The organism is Streptomyces lydicus (genome assembly GCF_004125265.1).
GTDB classification, from domain to species: Bacteria; Actinomycetota; Actinomycetes; order Streptomycetales; family Streptomycetaceae; genus Streptomyces; species Streptomyces lydicus_C.
This window is the reverse complement of the sequence record NZ_RDTE01000003.1, coordinates 3,314,311-3,329,883: the sequence shown is the minus strand read 5'-3', so window position 1 is coordinate 3,329,883 and position 15,573 is coordinate 3,314,311. Positions and strand designations below refer to the sequence as shown.

Below are 15,573 nucleotides of genomic sequence, written 5' to 3'. Positions count from 1 at the left end.
GATGGCACGCGCCTTCGACGAGAACTCCGCGGCCCGCCGCGACCTCACCCCCCGGCTCTCCACCCGGTTGGCGCGCGCGGCCCTGCGCGCCGTCGGCCCGACGCTGGAGTCCAGGAACGTCGGCAACGCGCTCCTGGTCCATCCGCGCGGCTTCGTCGACAACCGGGCGCTGGCCTTCTCCCAGCGGCTGGCCGCCGATCCGCAGCACACCCTGGTCGTACTCGACCTGCCGGCCCGGCCGGAGGACGACGTGTGGGAGGCCGTGGCCCGCACCCTGGAACGCGCGGGCCGCAGTTTCCGGCTCGTCCCCGGCCGCGGCACCCGCGAGGACGTCCAACGCGCCGCGCAGTGGCTCGCCGACCGGCTGGAACGCATCGTGCTGGCCCCCGACGGCCCGCTGGTCCCCGCGGCCGGCGGCGCGCTGTTCGTGCCCGTCGACCACGGGCTGGGCTGGCTGCGCTACCGGCCCCGCAGGCCGTCGGCCCCGGACTCGCGGCGCTTCCCCAAGCCGCAGTGGGAGTACTCGGTACCGGACCAGCCGTGGTCGACCGGCCCCGGCGGGACGGCCGAGCCGCTGCCCGGGGGCGTGTGGCTGCGGGGCTCCTGGGAGGACGCCGCCACGCCCGACCACCGCCGGCGCCTGATCGACCTGCTCGTCGGCGACCCGGATCTGCTCGGCGTCGCGCTCGGCACGCCGGGCGCCTCGTCCGCGCTGCCGCTGGAGGAGGTCGCCGCGTTCTGGGCGACCCTGCCCAGCAGCGCGCACCACCTCGTGCGGTTCGTCCCCTACGGCCCGGTGGCCGTCCCGGACGGGGCCCCGCTGGGGCAGGCACTCGCCGACCTGCTCGGCCGGCGGGTCGTCGTCTACGCGGGCCTGCCCTCGGTCGGCCCGGAGGCCGGGACCCGGGAGGTCCGCACGCTCCAGGCCGACGGGACTCTGGGGTGGCGCCCGTACGCTGACGAGTTCGGCTTCACGCCGCGCGGGCCGAACGGCGAACCGGTCATGGCACCGGTGCCGCTGAACACCCGGGTGCCCACCGGCGCCACCGCCGCGGTCGCGCCCGGCGTCTACCGGCACGCGCCCGACGTGCTTCTTGAGGTCGTGCAGAGCGGCCTGTGGGTACGGCCGGCCGGCGAGCCGCACGACGGGTACGTGGTGCGCTCCGTCCCCGCCGACCCCGCCTTCCCCGCCATCCTGTACGACCAGACCGACCCGGTGACCGCCGACCGCATGCGGACCGTCGCCCATGAGCTGCTGCCCGCCCTGGATCCGGCGTTCCGTGACCGCACCCGTGTGCTGCCCTCCAGCGAGGCGGGGAGGGTGCCGCCGGGCGGCTACCCGCTGCCTGCCGTCGAGGTGCTGCCGACGGCGGCGCGGACCACGCCCGCCGTCGCGCCCGGCCGTCCGGGCGGCTGGATGCTGGAGGACCGCACGGGTGCGCAGCCGCCCCTGGCGCTGCCGTCCTCGCAGGGCCCCGCCGGCTGGACCGACCAGGCACCCGCGGCCGGGCCCGGCACGGTGGGCCGGCCGGCCGCCCCCGGCCCGGCCCCCGCCGAGGACCGGGCCGCGCCCCCGCTGCCCGGACGGCTGGATGCCGGCCCCGAGACGGTGCAGCTCAGGCCGCCCCGGACGCCGGCCCCGGTCACCCGCCCGGTGACGGGTCCGGAGCAGGCCGGTCCGCCGGCCGCGCCCGTGGCAGGGACGACGACCACCGGGACGGGCCCGGCGGCCCCCGCCGCGCCGGCCTCTCCCGCACCGACTCCTCCGGCACCGACTCCTCCGGCACCCACCCCTCCCGCGGCGCCCCCCGCCCCGGGGTCCGGTCCGGAGTGGACGGGGTCCGGTCCGGAGTGGACGGAGGACGTGCCGCCCGCCGCGTCGCCGGCCGGCCCGCCGCCCGCCAACCCCGCGGCCCCGCCCGCCGGTTCGCCGGCCGGCCCGCAGCCCGCCGCGCCGGCCGAGCCCGTGTCGCCGGCCCCTGTGTCGCCCGCGCCCGCGCCCGAGCCCGCCGCGCCCCAGGCCCCGCCCCCGCCGCCGGCCCCCGCGTCGCCCGGTCCCCGTCTGCCCAGCATCCGCCTGGAGTCCTCGCCCACGCCGCCGCCGGCCGCGACGCCGCCCCCGGCCCCGCGCCGGGACGACACCCCGCCGGACCCGCAGCCGCCCGCCGGCCCCCAGGCACCCCCGGCGCCGGAGCCCGAGCCGCCGCGGCCCGCCCCGGCCACGCCACCGGCCGCCGCCGCGGGACCGGCAGAGAAGGCCGTCGCACCGCCGCCACAGCCGCTCGCCGGCGCGGTACCGGGCACCGTCCGGGTCCAGCCCGAACCCGCGGCCGCCGCCGTCGTGCTGCCGCCCCCCAAGGGCGTCGACAGGGAACGCGACTGGGTGCGCCGCAGCCTCGGCGAGCGCTACGACACCGCGGCGGCCCTGGTCGCCCGGGTGCTCTCGCAGTCACCGGGGCTGGCCGGCGGGCCGCGCGGCTCCACCGCCGACGCGCTCACCGACCTGGCGGCCATTCGGCTGTACCTGTCCGGCTCGACCCCGGACATCGACGCCGCCATCCGGTCCGCCGTCGCCGGCCCGCACGTCCCGCTGGCACGCTGCGCCACCGCCGGGATGCGCCGCCTGCCGTCCTACCGGGGCGGCGCGATCCTGCGGGCCACGCTCAGCGATGCCGAACGCGCTTGGTACGAGGAGGGGAGGCTCGTCACGGAACACTCGTTCCTCGCCGCCCTCTCCGCCCTCCGCCGGGGCCTGCCGGGCAACACCGACGTCCTGTTCTGGTCGATGACGGCCCGGCGGACCGGGTTGCTGGCGCCGGAGATCCCCGACCGCCTGCTGTTCACCCCGGGCACCCGGTTCAAGGTCCTGCGCTCGGTGGACGGTGACCGGCCGGCCGTCCTGCTGAGGGAGTTGGCCGCGTCCGAGGTTGACGAGGCCGGTAACCTGCGCGAGGAGCGGGTGCCGCTCGACGAGATCGCCCTGAAGGGGCTCGACCAGCTCCACGCCCTGTGGAAGCAGGCCGAGCAGGACACCGAGGTCCCGGCCGGCGACCCGCTTCCCGACGAGCACGCGGACGCCTTCCGCTCCGCTCCCGGGTTGTTGCAGTCCCAACCGGACAGGCCGGCCGGGCCGCGGCCGCCCGCTGCCTCGAACGGCCCCCGGCCGCAGAAAGGGCAGAACCAGTGAACCGTCAGGTCCTGAGAGTCTCCGCGACCCAGAGCGGCGCCTACCGCACGGTCTCCCAGGCGTTGGCCGCGGCCGGTGAGGGCGCGCTGATCGCCATCGCGCCGGGCACCTACACCGAGACGCTCACGCTCACCCGGGCGGTCACGCTCTCCGCCGAGGGCGACCCCGGCACCGTGCGGCTGGAGTCACCGGTCGGCAGCACGGTCACGGTGGACGCCGAAGCGGTCCAGCTCACCGGCCTCACCCTCGGCGGCTCCGACGCCAACGCTGCCGTGCTGGACGTGCGCCGCGGCCAGGCGGCGATCGACGGCTGCACGGTGACCGGCGACCAGGCGTGGGCCGCGGTGATCTCCTGGCAGGACGGTCAACTGGCGGCCCGTGACTGCCGGGTGACCAACCCCGGCGGCGCCGGCATCGTGGTGACCGCCGAGAGTGACAACACCGTGGAACGCACCACCGTCACCGACCTGGGTTCCTCCGCCGTCGTCATCGCCGACAAGGGGCGCCTCACGGTGCGCGACTGCACCCTGGAGCGGGTCGGCGGCAACGGCATCTGCGTGAACGGGCAGGGGAGCGTCACCGTCGAGACCACCACCGTCACCGGCAGCCAGAAGCCGGCCATCGTGGTGGAGCAGCAGGCCAGGGCGGAGCTGATGCGGGTCACCGTCACCGAGTCCGCCAGCCTCGACGCCTACCTGACCAGCACCGGCCTCACCACCCTGACCGACTGCACCCTGAGCGGCTCGGGCGAACAGTCCGTCCACGTCGGCGGGGGCGCGGCTCCCCTGCTGCGCGGCTGCCGCCTGACGGCGGCGAAGGTCAGCGGCCTCCAGGTCACCGGCGCCTCCGCCCCCCGGCTGGAGGACTGCCAGATCACCGGCACACCGCTGGCCGTCCTCATCGAGGAGGGCAGCAAGGCCGAGTTCCACCGGCTGCGCCTCCAGGGCGCCAAGCGCACCGCGATCCAGCTCCGTGGCGAGTCCCGGGCCCAGTTCCGGGACCTGACGCTCACGGAGGACTGTGCGGGGCTGCGCCTGTCCGGGTCCTCCCGCGCCGACCTGCACCACGCCGACCTCGTGGTCGACCACGGTGTCGGCGCCGACCTCTCCGAGGGCGCCGTCGCCGCCTTCGAGGACGTCCGGCTGCGCGCGGCGGGCGAGTGGGGACTGTCGGTGTCCGGCGGGGCGCGCGCCGAGGTGGAGTCCTCCACGGTCGACGGCGCCGGCGTGCTCGTCGGCACGGACGGCGAGGTCGTGCTGCGCGGCAGCGAACTGGCCGGCTCCTCCGGCGACGGCGCGCGGGTGCTCGGCGGCGGCGCCCTCACCGCGAGCGGCTGCCGGATACACGACGCGAAGGGCCACGGCGTCAACGTCCAGGCGTCCGGCCGGGCCGACCTCAGCGACTGCACGATCACCGGCAACGTCGGTGACGGCGTCCGCAGCAACTCCGAGGAGCCCGTCACCGTCCAGCGCTGCGAGGTCACCGACAACGGCGGCACCGGCTTCAACCGGCTGCGCGACGACGAGGACGAGCAGCGGCCGCGGCCGGCGGCGGGCGAGCCGGCCTGGGCCGGGGCGGGGGCCGGCGTACGGGACAAGAGCGCCGGCAAGTCCGCCAAGGAGGAGCGCGCCGCGGCGGGCAGCGACAACGGGCCGCTGGCCGAACTCGACGCCCTGGTGGGCCTGGACAGCGTCAAGCGCGAGGTCACCGGCCTGATCAACGTCAACAAGATGGCCCAGCGGCGCCTGGAACTCGGCCTGCCCATGCCGCCGATGAGCCGGCACCTGGTCTTCGCCGGACCACCCGGCACCGGCAAGACCACCGTCGCCCGGCTCTACGGCGCGGTCCTCGCCGAACTCGGCATCCTCAAACAGGGCCATATCGTCGAGGTGTCCCGGTCCGGGCTGGTGGCGCAGATCATCGGCGGCACGGCGATCAAGACCACCGAGGTCTTCGAGAAGGCGCTCGGCGGCGTGCTCTTCATCGACGAGGCCTACACCCTCACCAACCAGTCCGGGGGCAGCGGGCCCGACTTCGGCCAGGAGGCCGTCGAGACGCTGATGAAGCTCATGGAGGACCACCGCGACGAGATCGTGGTGATCGTCGCGGGGTACTCCGAACAGATGGGGCAGTTCCTGGAGTCCAACCCCGGCATGGCCTCCCGCTTCGCCCGCACCGTGGAGTTCCCCAACTACGAGGTCGACGAGCTCGTCACCATCGTGCAGGGCCTGTGCGCCAAGCACTACTACGAGCTTGAGGACTCCGGTCTGGAGGCCCTCACCAGGTACTTCGTGGACATCCCCAAGGGGGCCACGTTCGGCAACGGGCGTGTCGCCCGGTCGATCTTCGAGACCATGATCAGCAACCAGGCGTCCCGGCTGGCCACCTCCTCCGGCGACAACGAGACGCTGAACCGTCTGGTGGCCGAGGACGTCGGTCCGCTGCCGGAGTCCGAGAACCCCGAGGCCGTCGAGAGGGCGCAGCCCCCGCAGGAACCGCCCCCGGAGACCCCCCACGCCCCGGCCCCGGTTCTCGACCCGGAACCCGAGCCGGTGCAGCAGGCAGCCCCCAGGGCGCCGGCCGAACCACCGCCCGCCATGCGGCGACTGGCGGCGTTGTGCGGACTGCGTGACGTCCGCACGGCCCTGCTCAGACGTACCAATGAGCTGGTGTCCGGGGTCCAGCGGGGCGAGACACCCGCACCGGGAGCCAACGTCGTGCTGGCCGGCGAACAGGGCAGCGGACGCCGCGCCGTGGCCACGCTGTACGCCAAGTGCCTGGCCGAGACCGGCGTGCTGCGCAACGGCGCGGTGCACCGCGTGGCGCTGTCGCAGGTGCCCGCCGGACGCCCGGAGGAGGCCCGCGCCTTCGCCGCCTGGCTGTTCGGCGAGGCGGACGGCGGCGTGCTGGACCTCGAACTCGACGCGGCCTTCGCCGCGCGGTCCGAGGCGGAGCGCGGCATGGTGTGGGAGGCCCTGGTGGCGTCCGCGGTCCGCAACCCGCAGACGGTGTGGGTGCTGCGCGGCAGCGACGCCGGGCTCGGCCCGACACTGCGCGAACGGCCGGACGTGGCGCGGTGTTTCGCCGAGTACCTGCGCTTCCCCGACTACACGGCGGAGGAGCTCGCCGGGCTGATGTGCCGGCGGCTCGCCGCCCGCGGCCACACCGTCGGCGAGGCGACGCACACGGCGCTGAGCGGGCGTATCGCAGGCCAGATGCCCGGCGACGGTGCGCGCGGCGCCCACCGGCTCGCGGACCGCATCGCGGACCGGACGCGCACCACGTCCCGTCCGGTTCCCGAACCGGCTGCAGCTGCGCACAACTAGACAACGGGGCCTGTATCGGAAGGCAACAACCCCCGCGTGCGGTTCCTCGCGAGTGGAGGGCGCGGGACAGTGGGAAACCCACACGGTGCCATGGTTGACGGCACGAAGGAACCACCTGAGCGAAGGAGAAGCCCATGGCTGGAAACCAGCCGACGAGTGTTGATGTTCCCGGAATGCGGTCGGCGCTGCCGCACTTCGAACAGGGCCTGATGGAGACCCGGCAGGCCCACAAGGCCATGTTCGATCAGCTGACCGCCCTGCGCGGGGGCTGGCAGGGTGACGCGGCCGTAACCTTCGAAGCAGCAGTGCAGAACTGGATCGACAACTGCGACAAGGTGCACGCGGCGCTCCAGGTCGTCTTCGAGAAGCTCGAGGCCACCACGGGGAAGTACGAGAGCGTTCACGGCCAGACCAGCGACGAGGCCGCCTCGCTGCAGAGTGCCATCGCCGCCGGGCTGCCCGGTATGTGATCCGCGGTCCCGCGGGGCCGGCCCCCGTGACCTGTCCGACGACGGCCCGGCGCTGGGCGCCGGGTGCAAGCCAAGAGAGGCCAACATGACGACGTACCAGGTAAGTCTCGAGCAGATGTCGTTCGCCGAGGGCGAGATGCAGGCCATCGCTCAGAAGATCCAGCAGACCCTGGACGAGCTGGAAGCCAACGCCAACAAGTCTCTCGCCAACTGGGACAGCGCGGCCCGTGAGGCATACGAGCAGCAGAGGCTCCAGTGGAAGCAGGGGGCCGAAGCGATGCAGCAGCAGGCGGTGAAGGCCGCCCAGGGCCTGAACGTCATCGGCCAGCACTACAACGACGGTGAGAAGTACGGCGTCAACCTCTGGGAACAGTGAGCGATGGCCGAGAGCAACTCCGTCCGCACGGTGGGGAGGTGACGCGCAGTGGTCAGTCCGGGTGACACGACTTACGGCAACAACAATTCGTCATACGACTCGTCATCCAGCTCGTCCTCGGATGACCCGCAGCACTACCAGGGCGGCGCCTACGACGACACCAGCAAGGGCACGGTCGACACGAGCCAGACGATACCGGTTTTGCCGAGGATCCCGGGCACGTCCACCTCGGGCGGCGGCGACGTCTCCGTCGACACCACGGCGCTCAAGAAGTTCGCCGACAACCTGGACACCATCGCCGAGGTGGTCCGCGGCGCCATGGATCGCGTGGACCACATCGACGAGATCCGGCCCGGCACCTTCACCGAGGCGGATGCCCTCAAAGCCAAGATCAGCGGCCCTGGGGGGTTGAAGGAGGGCCTTGTCAAGGCCATGCACGACGTGCGCCAGTCGCTGATGGACATCGCCGATAAGATCCGGACGTTGGCCAACAAGTACTCCACGCTGGAGGAGCTCAACGGTAAGGCGGGCAACGAGCTGCACCAGCTCATTCAGGACGCGCAGACCGACCTCCAGAGCTTCCAGCGCGACAGCGCGGTGCTGGGCCAGCAGCTGGGGGCCGATAAGTCGTCCTCGTCGCGGCCGTCCACCACCACGACCGCGTAGGTGAATGGAGCGGTCGTCATGGTCCGCCCGCGTCAGGCGCCACTGCGGGAGGGGACGAGCACCCCGAAAAGGACCGCGGTGGTCCGGTGACACCTACCGGACCACGCGGTCTTGAAGGCGGCTGCGGTGGCTCGGGACGGGCCGAAACGAACGAACGCCCCGAGATACGACGGGGGCTTGGTAGGAAGACGAAGGCGCAACGCCCGCGGCGGGCGGTGCGCCTTGTGGGCATGGTGCGAAGGGTCTGCCAGTAATGACCGAGAGCAGTAACTCCTATAACAGCGGCACCGGTAACGACGGCTCGGGGTACACGTACGAGGCCACTCCGGCCTACTACGGCGTCTCCGACGGCCTCCTGGGTGCCGCCACCGAGGGCGTCCCGGGTAGCTACTCCAACGGGTACGGGAATGGCTCCTACGGCCTGGACCCCGGCTCCTACGGTGGCGGCTCGGGCTGGGGAGGCTATGCCGGGTACCCCCCGCGAAACACCGTTCCCGGGGGCCTGGACGGTTCCACGGGGAACCCGGCGGACGCCTACGGGACGGACCCGAACGGCTACAACACCGGCTACAACACCGGCTACAACACCGGTTACGACACCGGTGGTTACGGCTTGGGCGGCTACGGGATTGACCCGACCGGCGGTGGCGGGGGTTACAACACGGGGAATTACGGTTCCAGCCCCAACAGTTACGGCAGCGGATGGTCCGGCCCTGGCTCGGACACGAACTCCGACTCCAGTTCCAGTTCGGATTCCGGATCGGATTCGAGTCCCGATTCCAGCTCCAACTCGGACTCCAACTCGGACTCCAGCTCCAAAAGTTCCGGCAGCTCCGACAGCGCCAATGGTGACTACTCCAAGTACACCTGGAAGCAGGTCATGGAGGCCGTCACCGGGTCCAAGCCCGACGACCCCGGCGTGAACGGCAGCGACACCTCCGACCCTCAGTCGCTCCAGAACGCGGCGGACACCTTCTGGTATGCGGGGCAGGTGCTGAAGGAGGCCGACGAGAACCTCAGCCACCAGATCAACGCATTGGTCGGGGAGAACGGCTCGTGGAAGGGGCCGGCGGCACAGAGCTTCTACAAGCTGATGCAGAACGTGTCCCAGCAGGTCTCGAACCTGACCGATGTGCTGACCGGCGGGATCACCGGTGACTACAACGTCCCCCAGCAGCTGGCGAACAACGCCCAGCACCTGCGGGAGGCGATAGCCAAGCTGCACGACATCGACGTCTGGTATGCCAATCAGGCCATCGAGTACTACAACGAGCACCCTGGGGAATTCAAGGACGACATCGTCATGGACGATGGCCGGATCGCGGTGAGCCAGGTCAAGTCCATCCCCCCGTTGCTGGACAGCGACATGCGCCAGGTGCTCATCGCCTTGGCGGCCCACTACAAGGTCACCGGCGACAGTGTGCCCCACGCCACCTTCTCCAGCCCGATAACCGGTGGTGGCCGCGGCCTGCCCGACTCGTTCAGCTCGGGTGTCACCGGCCTCGGAACGCCGCTCCAGCAGCAGAGGACAACCCCCGTGACGCGGAGCATGAGCAGGCCGGTGATGCCCATGTCGCGGGACACGATGTCCCCCGTGACTGGGATGCCGCCCTCGGAGTATCTGTCGCGGCCGGCCCCGATTGACTCGTCGACGGGGCAGTCTCAGCCGGAGGAGTTGCAGCCGGAGATGATGTTGCGGCCGCGGACGGTGCCGGCGGAGGATGCGCGGCAGCGGTCTGAGCCGGAGGAGTTGCAGCCGGAGATGATGTTGCGGCCGCGGACGGTGCCGGCGGAGGATGCGCGGCAGCAGTCTGAGCCGGAGGAGTTGCAGCCGGAGATGATGTTGCGGCCGCGGACGGTGCCGGCGGAGGATGCGCGGCAGCAGTCTCAGCCGGTGGAGTTGCAGCCGGCGATGATGGGCCGCTCGGTGGCGGTGCCGGCGGGGGATGTGCCACAGCAGTCTCAGCCGGTGGAGGTGCAGCCGGCGATGAAGGGCCGTTTGTCGACGGTGCCGTCGGGAGACACGACTCCGCAGAACACCGGCCAGGCAGCCGGACTGCCCGGGTTCTGATCCGCCCGGGTGTGGTGCCTTTGCGCCGCAGACTCTCCTCGACGGCCCGGCGATGAGCGCCGGGCGCCTGCCGGGAAGGGCAACATGGCTGCCTGGCAGGCAAGTTGACAACAGAGGGTGTGCGTCGGGTTACTCGAATCAGCGGTATCGACCGCGAAGGAATCGTGTTTGTCTCGGTGTCGTGACAGCGTGCCGGTGACACCACCCGCAACGCCTACGCTGGATGGCGGGCCCCTGTAGGAACAAGATGCACGGGGCTGCCGGGTTTCCAGGCAGTACCGGCCGGGGGCCGGATGCCGTGTGGTCGCGCGCGGATTACAGGCAGTGGCACGGCACTGCGTCATCGACGTTCGGGGAGGGGAGTGGAGGCGGCATGTCCGACGACAATAACGATCAAGGGGACTACTCCGAGTGGGGTTGGAAAGCGGTCGTCAAACACGTCACCGGCCACGACCCCGATCACCCCGAGAACGACGGCAGCGCCAAGTTCATAGCCGACCCGCAGAGCATCCAGGACGCGGCCGACACCTTCTGGTACGCGGAGCAGGTGATCCAGCGGGCCGCCGATAGCATCAGTGAGCAGGCGCAGGCGCTGGCCGGCGAGAACGGGCCGTGGAAGGGCCCCGCGGCACAGGCGCTGAACCGGGTGATGGGCACCCTGTCCAAGCAGGTGAAGGACTTGGGCGACACGCTGTCCGGAGGCATCACCGGGGACTACAACATCCCGCAGCAGCTGGCGAACAACGCGGCCCACCTGCGCGAGGCCGGTCAGAAGATCGCGGACATCGACTTCTTCTACGCCAAACAGGCCTTGGCGCAGGACCCTAGCCTGATGATGGACAACGGCTCGGTGCACATCGGTGCCAAGCCAGAGCTCGTCAGCATGATGACCCAGGACATGCAGCAGGTCGTGAAGAGCCTGAGCTCGCACTACAAGGTCACCGAGGACAACGTCGCCCAGCCGAAGTCGCCGACCCCTCCAACGGGAGGCGCCCCGGGCCCCGGCAACGGCGTGCCCAACCTGTACAACAACGTCGGCGGGTACTCGCCGAACGGGCCCAACTTCGGGGGCGCCAACCGCGCGGGCTACAACTCCCCCAACCTGTTGGACTACGGCCCCACCGGTCCCCCCCACACCGGCAACGGCAACGGCAACCTGCCCCACTTCAACGAGGGCAACTTCCCGGATTCGACGGCGAACTCCGGCACGGGTCCGGGAACCGGCAACCGCCCCGGCCACGCCAAGTTCCCGGACCTCAGCACGAACGCCCCGGACAGCGGCAGCCCCACCCCCTACCCGAACGCCGGGGACCTGGGCGGTACGGACGCGCCCAATGGCACGTCCCTCTACGGCGGGAGCGCCACCCCCAACACGGCCAACATCCCCCTGCCGGCCCTCGGCAAGGGCCCCTGGTCGCAGAGCGGGGCGCGGGACACGAACCCCAGTGCGTACCCGGACACCGGCCTGAACGCCCCGGGCACCAACATGCCCAACAGCGGGCTCCTCGACCCCTCGATGGACGCTGCCCTGAACCCGGTCACGTCGAACGTCCCGAACATGCGCTACCCGGACCTCGGGCTGGGCGGCCCCACGAACAAGAACGCCGGCACCCCGAACCTGAAGAAGAACGTGGCGTCGAAGCCGTACACGGGCGGTCTGGGTCTGGATGACATCGGGAAACTCGGGGGCGGCCCGCACGCCGGCACCACCCCGTACTCGGGGGCGAACATCCCAAAGCTGGACACCTCCGGTATCAAGGCCCCCACCTCCAGTCCGCTCTCCAGCTACCCCGACACCAGCCTCTCCAGCGCGAACCCCTCCGGGCTGGGCTCCTCGCACGGCGGGGGCGGCCTCTCCAGCTACCCGCACACCGGCCTGTCCGACCCCTCCGGGGGCACCAGCCGGCAGTCCGCGGGCCCCGAAGGGACCACGATGTCCCCGGGGACCGGGGGCGGGGCGAACATGCCGAGCCAGGGCGGCGGTTCCGGTATGCCGATGATGCCGATGGGCGGTATGGGCGGCGGTATGGGCGGCGGCGGGGGTGGTTCGGAGGGTGCGCCGTCCGACTCCTCCGGTCTGCTCCAGGGCGATGCGACGCCGTGGCGTGGTGCGAACCTGCGGGACGACGCCGGCCACCTCAATGGCGGCGCCGTGCCGGGCGGCGAGGGACTGGACTTCTCGCCGCGTGGGCTGGACGGCGACGGACTGTCGCTGGACGGTTCCGGTACCCGACTGCCGTCTGACGGGCTGTTCTCCGACGGACTGTCGCTGGACAGCAGCGGAGGGGCCTCGGACTCCTACGGCGACGGACTGGCGTCGGGCGCCTCCGGCGGGGCGAACACGCCGAGCCAGGGCGGAGGTTCCGGTATGCCGATGATGCCGATGATGCCGATGGGCGGTATGGGCGCCGGCGGGAGTGGTTCGGAGGGCGCGCCGTCCGATGCCTCCGGTCTGCTCCAGGGCGATGCGACGCCGTGGCGCAGCGCGGGGTCGGCCTCCACGCCGGAGGCGACCGGTGGGGCCGGGACCGGCGGTGCGGGGCTGGACTTCTCGCCGCGCGGACTGCCCTCCGACGGGCTCCCGGCGGATGCGCTGTCGGAGCAGGAAGCGGCAGCGCCCGAGACGGGCACCCCGGCCACCACGAACGCCGAGACGGGCACCCCGGCCATCACGAACGCCGACGCGTTCGCCATCGGCACGCTGGACGGCCTGCCGTTCCTCGCGTCGACGTGGGGCACCGGCACCGTGGGGCAGTACGGGAGCCCAGCGGCTGCCAACACCTGGAGCGCGCCCGGTAGTTCGGGCACACAGGCGCCGCGGAACGCCGCCCCGAACGGCACCCACGCCACTGCTGCCACTGCTGGCACTGCTGGCACCGAGTCGGCCGTGGCGCCGCCCGCCTCGACCGCCGTGACCCCGGCCGCGCCGGACGTCGCCGCCCCCGCGCCGCACGCAACGCCGAACGTCGCAGCACCCGAGGCCGCGCCGGAGGCCGCCGGGGAACCGGTGTCCGCACCGCAGCCGGCGGAGGTGCCTGCGGAGGTGCCTGCGGAGGTGCCCGCGGAGGTGCCGGCGGAGGTGCCTGCGTCGCAGAGTCTGCCGGCTCATGCGCTGACGAGCCGGGAAGCACCGGCGGCCGTTCACCAGCCTGAGTCCGCCCCGGCCACGGCGCCCCCTCAGCAGGCCCCGGCCGTCGCGGTCGCCGGGCAGGCGCCCGCCCCGCAGGCGCCGGTCCCGGCACCGCAGCAGGCGGTCCACTCGACCCCCGCGTCCGCGCCTGCGCCCGCCCCGGCGACCGGGACCGCACCGGCGTCGGCCCCCGCCGCGTCGCTGACGGTCCCGGCCTCGGGGCCCCTCTCGGCACCGGCGTCGGCACCCGCCGCGACATCGGCGTCGGCACCCCCCGCGGCATCGGCCACGACGCTCGCCCCGGCCCCGGTACCGGCCACGGCGCCCGCCCCGGCACCGGCGTCCGCGCCCGCCGCGTCCGCGCCCGCCTCAGCACCGGCGAAGGCACGTGCGACGACCCCGGCGGCCGACCCCGCCTCGGCGTCCGCGCCTCAGGGCGCGTCCGTGGCCGACGACGCCGAGGCATGGGACGCCGATCTCCTGCCCCTCTTCGGTGCGAAGGGCGGCCACGCCGACGGAGTGACCGGCGTGGAAGAGGCGGTGGGCGCTGCCGGTGTGATCGGCGCGAGCGCGTACATGATTGCCCGTGGTGCCGGCTCGGAGCAGGCGTTCGCCGAGCCCGCGCGGCCCGCCTGGCGCCCCAAGCCCTCCTCCGAAGGGGGCATGCTCAGAGAGCTGTCCTGCTCGGGGGTCGAACCGGAGGAGAAGCCGAGCGCTGCCGCCACTTCGTCCGCCGAGTCCGAGAAGGACGGCTCCTCCGCAGGTCAGGGCAAGGGCAGGGGCAAGACCAAGGAGCGCGACGAGGACAGCAGGAGCAGCGTCGCCGACCTGTTGCGACAGAGCGACGACATCTGGGGCGGCGGCGGCTTCAAGTGAGGCCGGGGCGCGGCGGGACAGGCCGGGTTTGGCCAAGGAGGCAGAACCGGCTGTCCGTGCGGTCAAGATCGCGTGTCCGCCGGTCGGTTCGGCCCGTCACACACGCTTCACTGGGTGACGACCGGCCGAATGAGCGCAGCACAGAGCGTTGAGGGGAAGGGAATGTCGACTCCGTACGATCAGCAGATCGAGGATCTGCTGGCCGAGTACCGCGACGCGCGTGAGCAGTCCGTCGACACACGCCGGCAGATCAACGAGATCCAGGCCACGGTGACCGCGCCCCGGCAGGTGGTGAAGGTGACGGTGGGCGCCCAGGGCCAGGTGCTGGCGCTGGACTTCCCCACCGGCGCTTACCGCAACATGGCGCCGAAGGACCTGTCGAGGGTCATCCAGGCCACCCTCGACCAGGCCAGGACCAAGGCCTTGTCGCAGGTGATGGAGGTGGCAGTCGGCCGGCTGCCCAAGGGGATGACGCCGGCCGACATGGTCACGGGCAACTTCGACCCGCGTGACATGTCGCCGAAGGATATCGAAATGCCCGACTTCGTCCGGGAGTACGTCGAGCGCGGGCTCGGCGCGAGGCAGGGAGGGGGAGCCCGGTCGTGAGCGGATCGTCGAACGAGCCGGTGCGGGTCGATACCGCGAAGCTGCGGGACGCCCTGTACCAGCTGACACAGGTGAGCCAACACGTGAAGTCGGCCGCCGAGAGGTTCCTCGATGACTGCGACGCCGACAGCGACGCCATCGGTGAAGACAAGTCCGCCAAGAAGTTCAGGGAAAAGTACGACGGCCCGCACAAGGGCGCCCTCGACGCCGGTTTCCAGAGCGCCCAGCTCCTGGAGCGGACCAGCGGAGAAGTGCAGCAGCTGATACGGGCTCTGGAGGACGTCGAGCAGCGGTCGGCCGAGACCGGTCAGCGGCTGAATCCGGAGATAAACGGCGGGTAGGCGATGAGCAGCACATCCGAGGAGGCGGCGGACGCACATCCCGCCGCTTCTGCGGTCATTCCCATGGTTCCGGTCTCCGAGGAGGACCGGGACTCCGCCATGGCGCCCGGGGAGCGGCCGTCCCGGGACGGCCGTGGTGCGCCCACCGCCGTGGGGGCGGACGACGCGGGCACGGGCGGGATGCCCCCGGTTCCGGACTATGTACGGGAGGCCGCCCGGACGGCCCCCGACCACTGGCTCGGCATGATCGACCCCACCTGGTCGGGTGCGGCAGCCCCGCCGGTGCGGGCCGTGGCCGGTCAGTGGCGTTCGGGCCTTGAGGGCGAGATCGTCGAGTGGCGCGACAACCCGGACTACCGCCCCTCACTCGCCGCGCTGGGCCGGCCGGCCGCGCGACCGGCGGAGCCGGAGGCCTCGGTGGACGGCGGGACGACGCGGGGTTCCGCGGAGGAGCTTTCCTGAACATGTCCGGTCCGGTCCTGGTGCCCTCTGGGCTTGTGCTGCGGCATGCCGCGTCGACGGGA

General features: G+C 72.4%; 10 protein-coding genes. All 10 read left to right on the top strand.

The genetic code is table 11. The annotated features are described in order from the left end of the window. The first annotated feature begins 1 nt into the window (after position 1). The 10 genes from D9V36_RS16905 (at position 2) to D9V36_RS42865 (ending at position 15,511) form a co-directional block, all read left to right on the top strand. A complete protein-coding gene (locus tag D9V36_RS16905; RefSeq protein WP_129294512.1) occupies positions 2–3,187 on the top strand; it encodes a hypothetical protein in 3,186 nt (1,061 codons plus the stop codon). After that, positions 3,184–6,513 (top strand): right-handed parallel beta-helix repeat-containing protein, encoded by a 3,330-nt coding sequence (locus D9V36_RS16900; RefSeq protein ID WP_129294511.1) that lies wholly within the window; start codon positions 3,184–3,186, stop codon positions 6,511–6,513. The genes D9V36_RS16905 and D9V36_RS16900 overlap by 4 nt, the downstream gene beginning before the upstream one ends. A 134-nt stretch (positions 6,514–6,647) precedes the next feature. Then, entirely contained in the window at positions 6,648–6,983 is a 336-nt protein-coding gene (locus tag D9V36_RS16895) for a WXG100 family type VII secretion target (protein WP_129294510.1), read from the top strand. Positions 6,984–7,068: 85 nt separating this feature from the next. Beyond that, the gene (locus tag D9V36_RS16890) at positions 7,069–7,359 is read left to right on the top strand and encodes a WXG100 family type VII secretion target (protein ID WP_129294509.1); all 291 of its coding nucleotides are present in this window, start codon (positions 7,069–7,071) and stop codon (positions 7,357–7,359) included. Positions 7,360–7,407: 48 nt separating this feature from the next. Beyond that, positions 7,408–8,025, top strand: a complete 618-nt coding sequence (locus D9V36_RS16885; RefSeq protein WP_129294508.1) for a hypothetical protein — start codon at positions 7,408–7,410, stop codon at positions 8,023–8,025. A gap of 253 nt (positions 8,026–8,278) precedes the next feature. Further along, positions 8,279–10,096, top strand: a complete 1,818-nt coding sequence (locus D9V36_RS16880; RefSeq protein ID WP_129294507.1) for a WXG100 family type VII secretion target — start codon at positions 8,279–8,281, stop codon at positions 10,094–10,096. A gap of 373 nt (positions 10,097–10,469) precedes the next feature. After that, positions 10,470–14,102 (top strand): WXG100 family type VII secretion target, encoded by a 3,633-nt coding sequence (locus D9V36_RS40935; protein ID WP_164992961.1) that lies wholly within the window; start codon positions 10,470–10,472, stop codon positions 14,100–14,102. 162 nt (positions 14,103–14,264) lie between these two features. After that, a complete protein-coding gene (locus tag D9V36_RS16870) occupies positions 14,265–14,708 on the top strand; it encodes a YbaB/EbfC family nucleoid-associated protein (RefSeq protein ID WP_129294506.1) in 444 nt (147 codons plus the stop codon). Continuing rightward, a complete protein-coding gene (locus D9V36_RS16865; RefSeq protein WP_129294505.1) occupies positions 14,705–15,049 on the top strand; it encodes a hypothetical protein in 345 nt (114 codons plus the stop codon). The genes D9V36_RS16870 and D9V36_RS16865 overlap by 4 nt, the downstream gene beginning before the upstream one ends. Positions 15,050–15,052: 3 nt before the next feature. Next, positions 15,053–15,511: a hypothetical protein gene (locus tag D9V36_RS42865; protein WP_129294504.1), complete on the top strand. Its 459-nt coding sequence runs from the start codon at positions 15,053–15,055 to the stop codon at positions 15,509–15,511. Positions 15,512–15,573 lie beyond the last annotated feature (62 nt).

Bases quoted from the DNA above. Each gene is read 5' to 3' on its own strand.
- D9V36_RS16895 (WP_129294510.1), top strand. From the start codon at position 6,648: ATGGCTGGAAACCAGCCGACGAGTGTTGATGTTCCCGGAATGCGGTCG.
- D9V36_RS16890 (WP_129294509.1), top strand. From the start codon at position 7,069: ATGACGACGTACCAGGTAAGTCTCGAGCAGATGTCGTTCGCCGAGGGC.
- D9V36_RS40935 (WP_164992961.1), top strand. From the start codon at position 10,470: ATGTCCGACGACAATAACGATCAAGGGGACTACTCCGAGTGGGGTTGG.
- D9V36_RS16870 (WP_129294506.1), top strand. From the start codon at position 14,265: ATGTCGACTCCGTACGATCAGCAGATCGAGGATCTGCTGGCCGAGTAC.
- D9V36_RS42865 (WP_129294504.1), top strand. From the start codon at position 15,053: ATGAGCAGCACATCCGAGGAGGCGGCGGACGCACATCCCGCCGCTTCT.
- D9V36_RS16880 (WP_129294507.1), top strand. From the start codon at position 8,279: ATGACCGAGAGCAGTAACTCCTATAACAGCGGCACCGGTAACGACGGC.
- D9V36_RS16905 (WP_129294512.1), top strand. From the start codon at position 2: ATGGCACGCGCCTTCGACGAGAACTCCGCGGCCCGCCGCGACCTCACC.